Origin of the sequence: Allobosea sp. AAP35, assembly GCF_001295925.1 — a bacterium.
In the GTDB taxonomy this organism is placed as follows: Bacteria; Pseudomonadota; Alphaproteobacteria; order Rhizobiales; family Beijerinckiaceae; genus Allobosea.
This window is the reverse complement of sequence record NZ_LJHQ01000018.1, coordinates 197,028-211,195: the sequence shown is the minus strand read 5'-3', so window position 1 is coordinate 211,195 and position 14,168 is coordinate 197,028. Positions and strand designations below refer to the sequence as shown.

Here is a 14,168-nt window from a genome sequence, read left to right as displayed (position 1 = left end):
CAGATTGTTTTCGATTTAGGCAAAAGACCCCGCGAAGCGGGGCCTTGATGCCGCGAAAACCGTCTTGTTCGATGAAATGCTGCGACGTTGTATTTTCGTCACAATCTCGGGCGGCATTGCGCCGGGATCAACGCCTGGAAGGCTGGCTGGCAAACGCGGCCGCCGGCTCGTCAAGGCGGGTGGTCCTCAGCTTGTCGGACCGACGCGGCGGCAGGGGAGCGACCACATTCGTCGGCGCCGAGGGCACGACCGAGGCAACCGGCGCCGAGCCTTGGGTCTCCGCCTGACCCGCGTTGCCGATCAGCGGCACGAAACTCAGCGCGCGGCGATAGAAGGGCTCGTTCTCCACCGAGGCCGTGCCAAACGAGCCGGTCGCGGTCGGAACGCCATCGGCAGCGCCCGGCTGGACTTTGGCGAGCTGCGTGGCGGCGGTGGCAACAGGAGCAGCGGCAGGCTGGGTTGCCTCGGCCTTGACTGGCTCCGGCTTGGCGGCCGGCGTCACAGCCGACGAAACGGCGGCCAGGACCGCGTCGTTGTCGGCCGATTCAGCCCGCACCGTCGCCTTGGGTTTGCCCTTGTCGTCGAACACCACGACGCGCGGGCCGATGGTCAGCGCATCGGGGCGGCTGACACCGACATCGCGCGACGCCCAGGAGGCCGAGCGGTTGAGCGTATCGGAGCCGGCGGCGACAAGGGTGCGCTTGAAGGAGCCATGCTGATCGCCATCGTCATAGATGAGCTTGACGGCGGGCGTGCCCTTGGCGACGAGCGCGGCGACCTGGACCTCGTCCTGCTGGCGCTTCTGATGCACTGCCTGGGCGACGGCGGGGTCGCTGGTGCTGCCGTTGAAGACATAACGACCACCGGAGACGCCGACCTGGGGCTCATCGCCTGTGACGTCGAAATAATCGGTGCCTTCCTTCAAGTTCTTCCAGAAGGCGATGTTGGAATCGAGCCGGTGCTTGGCGAGATTCTGCGGCGTCATGCGGAAGGGCAGCGCCTGCATCTGCACGGCGCGCTGGCCGCCATTCTGCGCCTCGCGGACGAGTGCATAGATCTCGCCCATCTGATCGTCGGTCATCGAATAGCAGCCCGCCGAGGAGCAGGCGCCATGCACCATCAGATGCGCGCCGGTGCGGCCATGCGAACGGTCATAGGCGTTGGGGAAGCCCATGTTGAACGAGACGTAATAGGAGGAGTTCGGGTTCATCTGCGCCGGGGTGATGGCGTAGAAACCCTCGGGCGCCATGCGGTCGCCTTCGCGGATCTTCGGGCCGAGCTGGCCCGACCAGCGGCACATCGGATAGGTCTTGAGCAGGGCGTACTGGCCGTTGGGCTTGCGCTTCCAGATCTCGAGTTCCGACTCCTTCTTGTAGGAACGGATCAGGATCGGCTGGTCCTTGCTCATGCCCTTCTCGGCCATGAGCGTGTAGGTCGCGGACGGGATCGGGATGTGATGCCGCGCGGAACCGCGATAACGGTCCTCCTCGCAGGCACCCAGGGACAGGGCAACAAAAGTCACGAGCGCGATTTGCTTGAATGCCACGTCGTCAATCCCAATCGCTCGGCCGGCCCTGATGCCCGACCTTCTGCCTTCGCAAGACGGCTAAATTGTGCCGGCCATCCCGTTGTAGAAGCGTTAGCCTTGAAGCTTCCTTACCACAGGCTTCTGCCGCGTGGCCACATGGTGAAGGCGACGTTAAGCTCCGACGCCGCCGATGCCCGAGATGGACCGCGGCGCGGCCGTCAAAGGCTGCGGCCGATCGCCAGGAACTTCTCGGCGCGCTGCGCGACGATGTCCTCGGCAGACAGCCCGGAAAGCTCCGCCAGCGCCGCCGCCAGCGCATCGCCCGCCCGCGCGATCACGACGTCCCGGTCGCGATGGGCGCCGCCGGTCGGCTCGCTGACGATCCGGTCGATGACGCCGAACTTCAGCAGGTCCTGCGCCGTGATCTTCATGCCGGTGGCGGCATCCTGCGCGCGGGCGGTGTCGCGCCAGAGGATCGAGGCCGCGCCTTCCGGCGAGATCACCGAATAGATCGCATGCTCCAGCATCATGACGCGGCTGGCGGCCGCGATCGCGATGGCGCCGCCCGAGCCGCCCTCGCCTATCACCAAGGCGATGCTGGGCGTGCTCAGGCCGAGGAAGGCCTCGGTCGAGCGCGCGATCGCCTCAGCCTGGCCGCGCTCTTCCGCCTCGATGCCTGGATAGGCGCCGGCGGTATCGACGAAGCTGAGCACAGGAAGCCCGAAGCGGTCGGCGAGCTCGACGAGCCGGACGGCCTTGCGGTAGCCCTCGGGCTTGGCCATCCCGAAATTGTGCCGGATGCGGGTGTCGGTGGAATCACCCTTCTCCTGGCCGATGACGCAGACCGGCTCGCCGCGAAAACGGCCAAAGCCGCCGATGATGGCCTCGTCCTCGCCGAAGGCGCGGTCGCCCGCCATCGGCGTGAATTCCTCGATCAGCGCGGCGCAGTAATCCTTGAAATGGGGACGCTGCGGATGGCGCGCGACCAGGGTCTTCTGCCACGGCGTCAGGGCGGAATAGAGATCCTTCAGCGCCTGGCTTGCCTTGGCCTCGAGCCTGCTGATTTCTTCAGACAGCGCATAGCCCTCGCCCTTGGCGTCCAGGGCCTGCAATTCATCCACCTTCGCCTCAAGTTCGGCGACCGGTTTTTCGAAATCCAGATAGCTTCGCATGGTGATCCAGTTCAGTTTCGCACCGGTTCGGCGCTGGGCGCGCCGAGCGCTATGCGGGACCGGGCTCGCGAAAAGCGGCGGACCTTGGCCGCGAGCGGACTTTTTTGTCAACCCGGAGGGGCGCGGTCGCCGGCTGTGTCGGTTCGCTGCGTCGGGGCCGGCTGCGGCATCAGGATCGGGCGAAAAGCGAAGCTGCGGCGGGTCGCGCGCAGCGGAATACGGCGATAGACCTGCTTGGTCGCATCGATGACATGGACACCCGCGAAGGGCAGGGCCAGCCCCGCCCCGACGCGCTCCCAGGCCGAGGCCGAGCGCATCAGCAGCCGCCGACGCAGGGGAGGGACATAGAGCGCTTCAGTCCAGTTCTCGGGGGCAAACTCGGCGGCGCGCAGCAGCGATTCGAGCTGCGAGCGGCTGAACGGCCGGCCCTGTCCAAAGGGCGTGCCGTCCATTCGCGCCCAGAGGCCGCGCCGGTTCGGCACGACGAGGATCATCCGCCCGCCCGGCGACAGCACGCGCCCGACCTCCTCGATCAGATCATCGGGACTTTCCGTCTCCTCCAGCGCGTGAACAAGCACGACGCGGTCGATCGAGGCTGTCGGCAGGGGCAGCAGCGTCGGCTCGACCAGCGCGGACGCCGACAGGCCGCCGGTCGGCCAGTTCACCACACCCTGCGCCGCCGGCATGAAGGCGATCACCCGTTCGGCATTGACGCCGAGCACGGAGAGATAGGGCGTGGAGAAACCCAGGCCCAGCACGCGCTGTCGGGTGCAATCGGGCCAGAAGCGCAGCATGGCCGTGCCGATGAAGCGCCGCGCCACATGGCCGAGCGGGCTGGCATAGAAGGCACGCAGGTCGGCGACGTCGAGGGACATGGAGCCGCAAGATGCGGTGCCGCGTCGATGTGCGCAAGGGCAGGGCGCAAATGGCGATTGGCGAGGAGTGATCGGCGAATGGGGCTGGGCCTGCGTCGCGGGGTGGCGCTAAGGTCCGGCTTTGTCTATTCGGCACTCGCCATTCGCACCCCGTTCCGGAGTCCGCCATGCCGCTCGATCTCCATGTTTTTCCGACGCTGAGCGACAATGCCGGCGCATTGCTGCATGACCCCGCCACCGGGGCCTGCGCGGCGATCGACGTGCCCGATGCGGCGCAGGTTCTGGACGCGGCGCAAGCCAAGGGCTGGACGATCAGCGACATCTTCGTCACCCACGCCCATGCCGACCACACCCAGGGCGTGGCGCAGGTGAAGGCTGCGACCGGAGCCAGTGTTTGCGGGCCGGCGGATGCAGCGGGCTCCTGCCCGCTGGACCGGGTCGTCGGAGAGGGCGACACGGTCCGCTTCGGCGGTGAGACCTTCGAGATCTGGCATACGCCAGGGCATGCGCCGGGCCATCTCAGCTTCGTCTCGCGGGAGGCAAAGCTTGCCCTCGTCGGCGACGTCGTCTTCGTGATGGGCTGCGGGCGCGTCCAGCCGGGGCAGATGGCGGCGATGTGGACGTCGTTGTCGCGGATCATGGCGCTGCCGGGTGACACACGCTTGCTCGGCGGTCATGATTACACGCTGTCCAACGCTCGCTTTGCCGCCGCGATGGAGCCGTCCAACGCGGTGGTCGCGGCAAGGCTTTCCGAGGCGCAGGCCGCCAAGGCCGAGGGCCGCTTCTGGGCCCTGACCACGGTGGCCGAGGAGGCAAAAACCAACCCGTTCTTCCAGGCGGCCGAGACCACGCTCGCGGCTGCCGTCGAGCGCGTCGGCGCTCCCGCGGGGGAAGTCTTCGCCGCGTTGCGCGAAGCCAAGAACCGGTTCTGAAGGATCAGCGACGATGAACGGACTGACCGCCGCCGAGGTGATCCGCCTGCTCGAGCTCAAGCCGCATCCCGAGGGCGGGCACTACCGCGAGACCTTTCGCGACCCGCGCGAGATCGACGGGCGCAGCGTCTCGACCGCGATCTATTACCTGCTGGATGTCGGCGAGACCTCGGACTGGCACCGGGTCGATGCCGCCGAGACCTGGCACCATTATGCCGGCGCGCCGCTGGTGATCAGCGTCTCGCCCAACGGGCATGACGCCTCGGCGCATCATCTTGGCACCGATCTCGCGGCCGGCCAGCGCCCGCAATTCGTGGTTCCGGCGGGTTGGTGGCAGAGCGCGACCTCGCTGGGCGCCTGGACGCTGGTCGGCTGCACGGTGGCGCCGGGCTTCGTGTTCGAGGCCTTCGAGATCGCTCCGCCCGGCTGGCGGCCGACCCCGCGCAAGGCCGGTGGACCAGTATGATGACCGAGGAACGGACCGCGCTGAGTCAGGACGATCTGACGCTCGTGCTCGATTGCGAGCGGCGCATCGTCAATGCCTGGCCGTCGCCCGCAACGCTGCTGATCGGCGACTGGGTGGTGCGTTTCGCCGGCGGCTATTCGGGGCGCGCCAATTCCGCCTCGCCGCTGAAGCCAGGGGCCCAGCTCGACGAGAAGACACTTGCGCTGATCGAGGAGCTCTACCGGGCGGACGGCTTGCCGCCCTGCATCCGGCTGACGCCGCTTGTCGGCGAGGCGACGCGAGACTTGGTCCTGGCGCGCGGCTATGAGGTGAAGGACGCGTCATTGGGGCTGGTCCGGTCGCTCACCGACGTGGTGTTCGAGGCCGAGCCCGATCTCCAGATCGAGGCGCGGCCGAGCCAGGAATGGGTCGCCGGCGTCGCCGCGCGCCAGACGGGAATCAAGGCCGATCCGGTGAAGCTCTCGGCCATCGTCGATGCGGTGAGGCTGCCGGCGGCCTTCGCGACCTGGATGGTCGCAGGCGAGCCGGTCGCCTTCGGGATGAGCGTGGCCGAGCGCGGCATGGCCGAGATCGGCAGCGTCGTGGTCGATCCGGCCCATCGCGGCCATGGCTATGGCCGGCGCCTGATCGGCGGGTTGATGGGCTGGGCCCGCGCGATGGAGGCCGACTGGGCCTATCTGCAGGTCGACCGCACCAATGCGGTCGCGCTGGGCTTGTATGGCTCGCTGGGGTTCAGGCAGCTCTACACCTACGAGACGCGGGTGCTCGATCTGGCGGAGTGAGCGGGGGCGTCATTCGCGGGCGCGCCCCGGGAATCTCCGGCTCGATGAGGCGCCGGAGACATCTGGTCGCGAGGTGCTCGGGTCTTCGCACGAGATGCTCGGGTCTTGGCCCGAGCATGACGCGCTCGGCCCTCAGCCCAGGCTCGCCCGCTTCACGAAGACGCCGCCCTTCATGATCAGCGGCATGTGCTTGCCCTGACGGGTCAGCAGCGAGAGGTCCTTCAGCGGGTCGCCGTCGACGACGATCAGATCGGCATGGGCGCCCGCCGCGATCGTGCCGATCTTGCCTTCGAGCTTGAGAAGCCTGGCGGCGACATGGGTGGCCGAGCCGATCACCTCATGGGCCGGCAAGGCGCGGCCGCGGATGACGAACTCCTCGGACTGGTAGCGGTGCATCTCGCCCAGCAGGTCGCTGCCATAGGCCATGGCCAGCCCGGCTTGCTTCATGATGGCCAGCGAGTTCATGCCGGCCGAGCGCACGACATCGACCTTGGCGATCGAATCGGGCGGAAAGCCGAGCTTGGGGCCATCCGAGACCAGCTTGTCGTAGGTCACGAGGGTGGGCACCGCGACTGCGCCCTTCGACGCAGCGAGTTTGGCCGTCGCGGCCTCGATCAGGTTGCAATGTTCGAGCGAATGGACGCCGGCCTCGACGCAGCGGCGGATGGCCTCGTCGGTGTAGACATGGGCGGAGACATAGGTGCCTGCCATGCGCGCCTCCTCGACGATCGCATCCAGCTCGCTGACGGAGAAGCCGAGGAAATGGATCGGGTCGGTCGGCGAGGCGCAGCCGCCATTGGCCATGATCTTGATGAAGTCGGCACCGCCCTTCATCTCCTCGCGCGCGGCGCGGCGGACCTGGTCGAGCCCGTCGCAGATGCGCCCGAGCGCGCCGAGGCGGTGGCGGGTGAGCGGCGTGGCGGTATCGTTGTAGCGGCCGCGGAAATCGCCATGGCCGCCGGTCTGGCTGAGCGCCTTGCCGGAGATCACGAGCCGCGGCGTCGGGAATTGGCCTTCCTCCGTTGCCTGCTTGAGCCCGAAATCGGCGCCGCCGACATCGCGCACCGTGGTGAACCCACGCATCAGCATATCCCGCATGATCACGAAGGCCCGCGCCGTGACGAGCGAATCCGGAAGCTGCGCGTTGCGGCCGAGATCGGCGTCGCTGGCGACGACATGGACATGGGCGTCGATCAGGCCCGGCATCAGGGTCTTGCCCTTGAGGTCGACGACCCTGGCCTTGGGCGAGGCGACGGCCTTGCCGACCTCGCGGATCGTCGCGCCCTCGACGAGGACATTGACGGGAGCTCCCGCCTCGGGCGCGGTCCCGTCGACGATGCGGGCATTGGTGAAGAGCGTGCTGGCCATGATGGGTCTCGACGACAGGACGGGTGAAGGGAGGATCAGCGGGTGAGCAGCGCGGTGCCGTAAAGCCCGATGGCGAAGACGGTGTGGCCGGCGATGTTCATCAGCCGCACGGTGTTGGCGTTGGTTCGCTTCGAGGCGGCGATCCCCGCGCCCATGCCCGGCTGCAGGATGAACCAGCCGCAACCGACCGTGGCGAGGCCGACGATCAGGGCCGGCAGGAAGGTCGGGTTGCGGGCCCATTCGATCCCCCAGATCGCGAGCACGATGGCGGCGAAGAGGATGCCGACGGCGTAATGGGCGACCCAGCCGATGGCGCGCTCATTGGCGACCGGCTGCGAGCGGGCGATATCCTCATGCAGCAGGCGCCCGCGCGGCAGATGCGCGAACCAGCGCCCGACCAGCGCCCAGTTCGGCAAAGGCAGGCCGAAGGCCCGGTTGAGGAGCTGCGCCCAGAGATCGAGCAGCGCGGTTGCCCCGACGCCGAGAATCGCCGCCCGAATCCAGAAGTCCACCATGTCTTTCCCCCGCCCCCCGGAACGCCGGCATCTCGTCAGCCATCCGGGCTTGTCATGGAGCGATGCAAGGCCGCGAGCGTCAACTGGAGATGACCTCCGGATCGCTGCGCCGGGCGCAGGCACGCCATGCAGCGGGCGCCCCGCGCGGGAACACGAAGGACCAATAAGGGGTTGCGAGCCAACACCATTCATGGGGGGCTCGACATGGTCGGCAAAGCAGCCAAGGCAGCAGGCAAAACCGCAGGGACGGCACGCCAGCGTGAAACGGGGCCGCACGGACCCCATGGTGCGGCCGAACTGCCCTCCGTCAGCGTGGTCAGCTACAATCTCGAAATCCGCGACGAGGACGGCTTCGTCGGCGACAAGGCGAGCCGTTCGGCCTTCGTCGAGCATCTCGACGCGCTGCGGGCGGAGTTTCGCGAGCAGCGCGGCGATCCGCTGAAGGGCAAGACCGCCGAGATCAGCAAAGGCGATCTGGACGCCCTCCTGCGCGACGGCGATCCCCATGAGGGAGCGCTCATTCTCAGCGCGATCGAGAACTTCGCGCAGTCGCTGGCCTTCGTGATCCGGCGCTTCGTCCGGCTGAAGAGCTGGGCGCAGGTCGAGCGGATCGCTGTGGGTGGCGGCTTCCGCGACAGCCGCATCGGGGAACTCGCGATCGGGCGGGCCAATATCATCCTGACCATGGACGGCCACGGCATCGATCTGGTCCCGATCAGGCATCATCCCGACGAGGCCGGAATGGTCGGCAGCGCGCATCTGGCGCCGAAATGGATTTTCGACGGATATGACAGCCTGGTGGCGGTCGATATCGGCGGTTCGAACATCCGTGCCGGCATCGTCGCCCTGCGTCAGGACAAGGCTCCTGATCTGAGGAAGGCGAAGGTGTGCTCGTTTGAACTCTGGCGGCATGCCGATGACGAGCCGGGCCGGGACGAGGCGATCGCGCGGCTGGGCGAGATGATCAGGGGCCAGCTCAAGCAGGCGAAGAAGGACGGGCTGCGGGTCGCGCCCTTCATCGGCGTCGGCTGTCCGGGCCTGATCGAGGCGGATGGCGCAATCGAGCGCGGCGCCCAGAACCTGCCGGGCAACTGGGAAAGCAGCCGTTTCAATCTCGTCGAGAGCATCCGGGACCATGTGCCTGAAATCGGTGGTCACGAAACGCTGGTGACGATGCACAACGATGCCGTCATCCAGGGTCTCAGCGAAATGCCGGCCATGCAGGATGTCGAGCACTGGGCCGTGCTGACGATCGGCACCGGGCTCGGCAATGCGAGCTACCGCAACCGGACAAAGCCGGCAGGCAACGGCAAGGACAATTCCGAGAGCAAGGCCAAGTCGAAGTCCAAGGACAAGGCCAAGTCCAAGGCCAAGGCCGACGGAAAATCCGACAAGGACTGATAGCCGTCGCCTCGCCTCCGCTGGGCCGCGCCATGATGATGTCTGGTTTGGGCGCGAAGGAGGGCTGTCCTTCCGCGTCCGCTGCTCGGCACCAGGTGCCTTGCTCCGCTACAGACAGGTTTTGCTCTTGCTTCTCGATCGCCCGCGCGCGCCTTGCGTTGTGACCGAAGCTGTGACGAGGGTCGAGCCGGGATCGAATCATCAGGCTCAGCGAGGCCGGACCGGAATGGCTGCGCGCATCGGGCGATCGCCCTCATCACCCCGCCGCATGTGGCACGGCTTCATCATCGCTTTGACGCTGGTGATGGCGGGAATTGTTGTCTGTGGCTCCGCCTTCGCGCAGCAGCCCGCCACGGAGGCCGGGCTGCCGCGCGCGCGGCTCGATGGGATCCGGCTTGAGCTGACGCAGATCGAGGCAAGCCTGGCCGCCCCGACCGCGACGGAGGCCGAGCTGCAGCGCCAGCGCGTGCGCCTTCAGCCCTCGCTCGAACAATTGCGCCAGCTGATCGAGGAACAGATCCCCCGGGTCGAGCAGGCCAAATTGCGGCTCGAACAGCTCGGAGCCAAGCCCGACGCGGCGGCGCCGGCCGAAAGCGCCGAGGTGACGCGCGAGCGCGAGGCCCGTCTCAAGGCTTTCACCGACGCCGACGAGACGATGAAGATCGCCCGCGCCGCCTTCCTGCAGGCCGAACAGTTGCAGACCGCGATCGGAGACCGGCGCCGCGAGCTCTTCGCCAGGGCGCTCTTCGCCGCTGGGCCCACGGTTTTCAGTCCCGAGATGTGGGGCAGCGCGATTTCCACCGTGCCGGAGGATCTGCGCGCCTCGGGCTATATCTTCGGCGGCTGGCTCTCTGGCGTGGCCGATTCGATGTCGGGCTGGCGCGGCGGCGTGGTGGCGCTCGCCTTCATCGGGGCTTTGCTGCTCTACGTCGTGCGCGGCCGCTATCTGCCACGCTTCAAGGCGCGCTTCGGCAATACGCAGGACACGGGCAGTCTGCACTGTCTCTATATCGCGCTCGCCCATGTCGTCGCGGGCGCCGCGCCGCCGGCGCTGGCGAGCTGGCTGATCTATGCCGCCTTGAATACCGCCGGGCTGCTGCCCTTGCGGATCCAGCCGGTGATTGCGGCACTCGTCGCCGGGTTCGCCGTCGTCGCCTTCGTCCAGGCCGTGCTCGATGCGCTGTTTGCCCCAAGCCAGCCGCATCGGCGGCTGATCAGCGTGATGGATTCGACCGCGCGCGTCGTGGTCTGGATGGGCACCTCGCTGGCGCTGGTTTTGTCGGTCAGCAAGGTGCTCGAAGCCTGGCTGACGGCCATCGCGGCGGGCCTTGCGGTCTCGATCATCCTGCGCAGCATCCTGGTGATCATCTTCGCGGTCACGCTGGTCGCGGGGCTTTACCGCCTTCGCGACAATGACGAGGTCGAGGAAGAGGCCTGTCTGGGCCCCTATGTCGCGGTCGATGGCGCCAGCCTGGGGCCGATCCGCATTCTCGGCTGGGTCGTCGGCCTGGTGATGACGCTGGCCGTGCTCGGCGGCTATGTGATCTTCGCCTCGTTCCTGACCGAGCAGGTGCTGTGGCTTGCGATGGTGGCCTGCGTCTTCGTGCTGGCCTACCAGCTGGTGGATCTCGGCATCCCGCATTGGCTCACCGGCAAGGGGCGATTGGCGCTGACCCTGAAGGCGGGGCTCGGCATCCGTACGGGCACGCTCGACAAGATCGCCGTGATCGCGGCCGGCCTGCTGAAGCTGATCCTGGTCATCGTCGCCTTCCTGCTGATCATGGCGCCATGGGGGCTGGAATCGACGGATTTCCTCACCTCGCTGCAGGCGGCCTTCTTCGGCTTCCAGCTCGGCGGCGTCACGATCTCGCTGTCCTCGATCATCATTGCCGGGCTCTTGTTTGCCGCCGGCCTCACCGCCACGCGCTCGATGCAGAGCTGGCTCGAGGCCAAGTTCCTGCCGACGACGCAGCTCGACACCGGCCTGCGCAATTCGATCACCACGGCGGCGGGCTATGTCGGCTACATCGCGGCCGTGGCGCTCGCCGTCTCGGCGCTGGGGCTGAGCCTGGAGCGGCTGACGCTGGTGGCGAGCGCGCTTTCGGTCGGTATCGGCTTTGGCCTGCAATCGGTGGTGTCGAACTTCGTCTCGGGGTTGATCCTGCTCTGGGAGCGGCCCATTCGGGTCGGCGACCAGGTCGTGGTCGGCGACGCCGAGGGTATCGTCAAGAAGATCAATGTCCGCTCGACCGAGATCGCGACCTTCGATCGCTCCTCGGTGATCGTGCCGAATTCGAACCTCGTCTCGGGCGTGGTCAGGAACCGCGTCCGCAACGACCGCACCGGGCGCATCCTGATCGCGCTGTCGGTTCCCCGCACCCTCGATGCCGGTGCGGTGCGTGGCATGCTCAGCGATGTGGCGAGCGCGCATGGCGACGTCATGCAGAAGCCGCCGCCGACGATCCTGTTCAAGAAGATCGCCACCGCGACGATGGATTTCGAGCTCATCTGCATCGTCGCCGAAGTCGATATCGTGGCGCGCGTCACCAGCGACCTCAACTTCGCCATCCACAAGCGGCTCACGGAGATGGAGCCGGCGGTCGGCACGCCAGAATTACTGGTAAAGGGGCTCGAAGGGGTCGAGCAGTCGCTCGGCGATATCGCAGCCGCCGTGACGCGCGATGGCAAGGCGCCCGCACCACGACGGGCCAAGCCGGCAGTGCTGTCGGCATCGGGCCCACGGGCGGCGCTCGGGCCGGCCGGCGACGAGGATGGGGCCGATGCCCCCCCCGAACCGGCGCCCGCGCCCGCGCCGCCGGAACCGGCCAGGGACGACAACAAGGAATGAGACGATGTTCAGCTTCAATCGCGGCCTGGCGAAAGCCCGGCCGATGACATGCCCCGTGCTTTTCGCCGGAGCACTTGCCCTGATGGGCGTCGCAGGCTGCACCGAGCCTGTGCGCCCGAGCCAGCCGGCTTTCTACCGCGATCTCGGCTCGGCCTCGGCGCGCGTCGATGCCAATGAGGCGCGGGCGATGATCTCGGCCTATCGGCTCAATGCCGGGCTGAACACGCTCGTGCTTGATCCCGATCTGGTGGTGGCGGCGCAGCAGGAGGCCAGCGCGATGGCCGCAGCCGACAAGCCGGCCCAGGCAGAGGCCGTGAAGGCGAGGCTGGCGCGTGGCGGGGAGATGGGTACGGAGGCCAATCTCTCGGCGGGCTACCGCCGGCTGGCCGAGGCCTTCTCGGGCTGGCGCGATTCGCCGCAGCACGACCGGGTGATGAAGACGCCGGGTGCAAAGCGGATGGGCATCGCCACGGCCTATGCGCCGGGCTCGAAATACCAGGTCTACTGGGCCCTCATCCTCGCGCCCTGATCCTGCCACGGTGATCCTGGCGCCGCGATAGCGGGTCTCGGTCGCCTGGAGGCGGCGTTGCCCGGTGAAGGCGCTTTGGAATGCAAAGGCCGATGCGAGACCCGATCAGGGCGCCAATGTGCTGGGTAGGGACGGCGCGTCGGCCTTGAGCGTGAGGGAGATGCGCCGGTTCACCGCAAGATAGGGATTGTCCTTGATCATCGGCTCGGACGTGCCCTTTCCGGCGACCGACTCGAAGCGGTCGTCCGGCAGGCCGCCATTGGCCAGCATGTCGCGCACGGCCATGGCCCGGCCGACCGACAAGGCCCATTGCTCGCGCTCTCCGGGATGGCCGGGGCGGGCGGCGGCGGTGTGGCCGGAAATGACGATCTTGTTCGGCAGCCGCCGAAGCGTGGGGGCGATTGCGAGCATCAGTCGCCGCACGCGTTCGTTGGGCTGAAGCGCATTCTCGGCAAACATGGCTCGGCCTTCGAGGTCCACCAGTTGGATGTTCAGGCTGTCGTCCTCGACGCTGATGATGATGTTGGTCGCGAGTTCGGCGATTTCGGGCATCTCGCGCAGAGCCTGGCGCAGGGAGACGGCAGCGCTGGCAAATGCGCGGGCGGTCTCGGTCGGCGACAGCTTCTGGTCGCCCTCGGGCATGTCCTTCGGCGTGGTCAGATCCGAGGACGCCTCAGGACGCTCGGGGCCGACATTCTTCAGCTTCGTCCGAAAGGGCTGGCCGTCGATCTCGATGATGCCGGAATAGCGGATCTCCTTTTGCGTGCCGAAAGCCTCGCGCATCGAGCCCGCGACGACCTGCAGCTTCTGCTTGTCCTGCGTCGAGTAGGCCGCGAGCATGACGAAGAAGGCCAGGATTGAGGCCAGCAGATCGGCGAAGGTCACCATCCAGACCGGCGCTCCGGCGACCGGGGCGACTTTCTTGCGCGCCATGGCTCAGGCCTCGACGAAGGCGGCGCGATGGTGGTCCGGCAGGTAGGCGACCAGCATTTCCTTGACCAGCGTCGCGCTCTTGTTGTCCCGGATCTGCAGCACCCCATCGATCACCATGTTGCGGATGACCTCTTCGGCCTCCAGCTTGACTGCAAGTTTGTCGGCCAGCGGCAGGGCGAACAGGTTCGAGATCACCGCGCCATAGAGCGTGGTCAGCAGGGCGATCGCCATCGCGCCGCCGAGTTTCGAGGGGTCGGACATGTTGGCAAACATCATGATCATGCCCAGGATGGTGCCGATCATGCCCCAGGCGGGGGCTGCATCTCCGATCGCGCGATAGACCTTGGCGCCGGCATCGAGGCGCATCAGGAAGTTGTCGCGGTCGCGTTCCATGGTGCTGACGATGAATTCGCGATCATATCCGTCGGCAAGGTAGCGCACGCCCTGCGCCAGAAAAGCCTCGGAGACCTTGACGTTCTCGAGCGCCGTCACACCCGACTTCCGCGCGATGTCGGCAAGCTTGGTGATCTCGTCGATGATGCCGCGGGGTGTCGAGCCCTTGTTGGTGAAGGCGTAGCGGGCGCCGATGGGCAGGCCGGCAAGCATCACGGACAGGGGGTAGCGGATCATCGTGCCGGCGATGGTGCCGCCGAGAACCATCACGATCGAGAGCGTATCGACGAACATGTCGGCGCCGCCGCCGGACAGGACAACGATCATCACGATCGTGCCGACGCCCAGCACGATTCCAAGGCTTGTCGCGATGTCCATGATTTTACGCCCTCAACGCAACGGACACACAGCTATTCCGACTGCACG

General features: G+C 67.2%; 13 protein-coding genes. 6 read left to right on the top strand and 7 right to left on the bottom strand.

The window, feature by feature from the left end; genetic code table 11:
* Positions 1-127 precede the first annotated feature (127 nt).
* The 3 genes from IP69_RS07875 to IP69_RS07865 all read right to left on the bottom strand — a co-directional run bounded on the left by IP69_RS07875 (position 128) and on the right by IP69_RS07865 (position 3,575).
* Positions 128-1,546 carry a murein L,D-transpeptidase family protein gene (locus IP69_RS07875; protein WP_054142245.1) on the bottom strand — a complete coding sequence of 473 codons (1,419 nt, stop codon included), beginning with the start codon at positions 1,544-1,546 and terminating at the stop codon, positions 128-130.
* A 200-nt stretch (positions 1,547-1,746) separates the two neighbouring features.
* Positions 1,747-2,700, bottom strand: coding sequence for an acetyl-CoA carboxylase carboxyltransferase subunit alpha (locus IP69_RS07870; RefSeq protein ID WP_054142244.1), 954 nt, complete (start codon positions 2,698-2,700; stop codon positions 1,747-1,749).
* A 107-nt stretch (positions 2,701-2,807) separates the two neighbouring features.
* Positions 2,808-3,575 carry a class I SAM-dependent methyltransferase gene (locus tag IP69_RS07865; RefSeq protein ID WP_054142243.1) on the bottom strand — a complete coding sequence of 256 codons (768 nt, stop codon included), beginning with the start codon at positions 3,573-3,575 and terminating at the stop codon, positions 2,808-2,810.
* Between the two features lie 167 nt (positions 3,576-3,742).
* Here IP69_RS07865 and gloB point away from each other — a divergent pair, with 167 nt between their 5' ends.
* The 3 genes from gloB to IP69_RS07850 are packed head-to-tail and all read left to right on the top strand — an operon-like array spanning position 3,743 to position 5,755.
* On the top strand, positions 3,743-4,507 hold the full coding sequence (gene gloB / locus IP69_RS07860; protein WP_054142242.1) for a hydroxyacylglutathione hydrolase: 765 nt from the start codon (positions 3,743-3,745) through the stop codon (positions 4,505-4,507).
* Positions 4,508-4,520: 13 nt separating this feature from the next.
* Complete coding sequence (locus tag IP69_RS07855) at positions 4,521-4,973, top strand: cupin domain-containing protein (RefSeq protein WP_054142241.1); 453 nt, start codon at positions 4,521-4,523, stop codon at positions 4,971-4,973.
* Positions 4,973-5,755 carry a GNAT family N-acetyltransferase gene (locus tag IP69_RS07850; RefSeq protein WP_197279735.1) on the top strand — a complete coding sequence of 261 codons (783 nt, stop codon included), beginning with the start codon at positions 4,973-4,975 and terminating at the stop codon, positions 5,753-5,755. Before IP69_RS07855 ends, IP69_RS07850 begins: the two co-directional genes overlap by 1 nt.
* 132 nt (positions 5,756-5,887) lie before the next feature.
* Here the strand turns inward: IP69_RS07850 and IP69_RS07845 are convergent, their stop codons facing one another.
* Positions 5,888-7,123: an amidohydrolase family protein gene (locus IP69_RS07845; RefSeq protein WP_054142239.1), complete on the bottom strand. Its 1,236-nt coding sequence runs from the start codon at positions 7,121-7,123 to the stop codon at positions 5,888-5,890.
* 35 nt (positions 7,124-7,158) lie between these two features.
* On the bottom strand, positions 7,159-7,638 hold the full coding sequence (locus tag IP69_RS07840) for a DUF2938 domain-containing protein (RefSeq protein WP_054142238.1): 480 nt from the start codon (positions 7,636-7,638) through the stop codon (positions 7,159-7,161).
* 204 nt (positions 7,639-7,842) lie between these two features.
* On the opposite strand from IP69_RS07840, the gene IP69_RS07835 reads away from it, so the two are divergent.
* The 3 genes from IP69_RS07835 to IP69_RS07825 all read left to right on the top strand — a co-directional run bounded on the left by IP69_RS07835 (position 7,843) and on the right by IP69_RS07825 (position 12,416).
* Positions 7,843-9,039, top strand: a complete 1,197-nt coding sequence (locus IP69_RS07835; protein WP_248306752.1) for an ROK family protein — start codon at positions 7,843-7,845, stop codon at positions 9,037-9,039.
* A gap of 226 nt (positions 9,040-9,265) precedes the next feature.
* Complete coding sequence (locus IP69_RS07830; protein ID WP_082359123.1) at positions 9,266-11,887, top strand: DUF3772 domain-containing protein; 2,622 nt, start codon at positions 9,266-9,268, stop codon at positions 11,885-11,887.
* Positions 11,888-11,891: 4 nt separating this feature from the next.
* Entirely contained in the window at positions 11,892-12,416 is a 525-nt protein-coding gene (locus IP69_RS07825; protein ID WP_054142236.1) for a CAP domain-containing protein, read from the top strand.
* Between the two features lie 105 nt (positions 12,417-12,521).
* Here the strand turns inward: IP69_RS07825 and IP69_RS07820 are convergent, their stop codons facing one another.
* The gene (locus tag IP69_RS07820; protein ID WP_054142235.1) at positions 12,522-13,349 is read right to left on the bottom strand and encodes a flagellar motor protein MotB; all 828 of its coding nucleotides are present in this window, start codon (positions 13,347-13,349) and stop codon (positions 12,522-12,524) included.
* A 3-nt stretch (positions 13,350-13,352) separates the two neighbouring features.
* On the bottom strand, positions 13,353-14,120 hold the full coding sequence (locus IP69_RS07815) for a MotA/TolQ/ExbB proton channel family protein (protein WP_054142234.1): 768 nt from the start codon (positions 14,118-14,120) through the stop codon (positions 13,353-13,355).
* Positions 14,121-14,168: the final 48 nt, after the last annotated feature.

Excerpts from the sequence above, each read along its gene's own strand:
- IP69_RS07835 (WP_248306752.1), top strand. The coding sequence starts at position 7,843 with ATGGTCGGCAAAGCAGCCAAGGCAGCAGGCAAAACCGCAGGGACGGCA.
- IP69_RS07830 (WP_082359123.1), top strand. The coding sequence starts at position 9,266 with ATGGCTGCGCGCATCGGGCGATCGCCCTCATCACCCCGCCGCATGTGG.
- IP69_RS07845 (WP_054142239.1), bottom strand. The coding sequence starts at position 7,123 with ATGGCCAGCACGCTCTTCACCAATGCCCGCATCGTCGACGGGACCGCG.
- IP69_RS07870 (WP_054142244.1), bottom strand. The coding sequence starts at position 2,700 with ATGCGAAGCTATCTGGATTTCGAAAAACCGGTCGCCGAACTTGAGGCG.
- IP69_RS07815 (WP_054142234.1), bottom strand. The coding sequence starts at position 14,120 with ATGGACATCGCGACAAGCCTTGGAATCGTGCTGGGCGTCGGCACGATC.
- IP69_RS07820 (WP_054142235.1), bottom strand. The coding sequence starts at position 13,349 with ATGGCGCGCAAGAAAGTCGCCCCGGTCGCCGGAGCGCCGGTCTGGATG.
- IP69_RS07840 (WP_054142238.1), bottom strand. The coding sequence starts at position 7,638 with ATGGTGGACTTCTGGATTCGGGCGGCGATTCTCGGCGTCGGGGCAACC.
- IP69_RS07865 (WP_054142243.1), bottom strand. The coding sequence starts at position 3,575 with ATGTCCCTCGACGTCGCCGACCTGCGTGCCTTCTATGCCAGCCCGCTC.
- IP69_RS07825 (WP_054142236.1), top strand. The coding sequence starts at position 11,892 with ATGTTCAGCTTCAATCGCGGCCTGGCGAAAGCCCGGCCGATGACATGC.
- IP69_RS07850 (WP_197279735.1), top strand. The coding sequence starts at position 4,973 with ATGACCGAGGAACGGACCGCGCTGAGTCAGGACGATCTGACGCTCGTG.
- IP69_RS07855 (WP_054142241.1), top strand. The coding sequence starts at position 4,521 with ATGAACGGACTGACCGCCGCCGAGGTGATCCGCCTGCTCGAGCTCAAG.
- gloB (WP_054142242.1), top strand. The coding sequence starts at position 3,743 with ATGCCGCTCGATCTCCATGTTTTTCCGACGCTGAGCGACAATGCCGGC.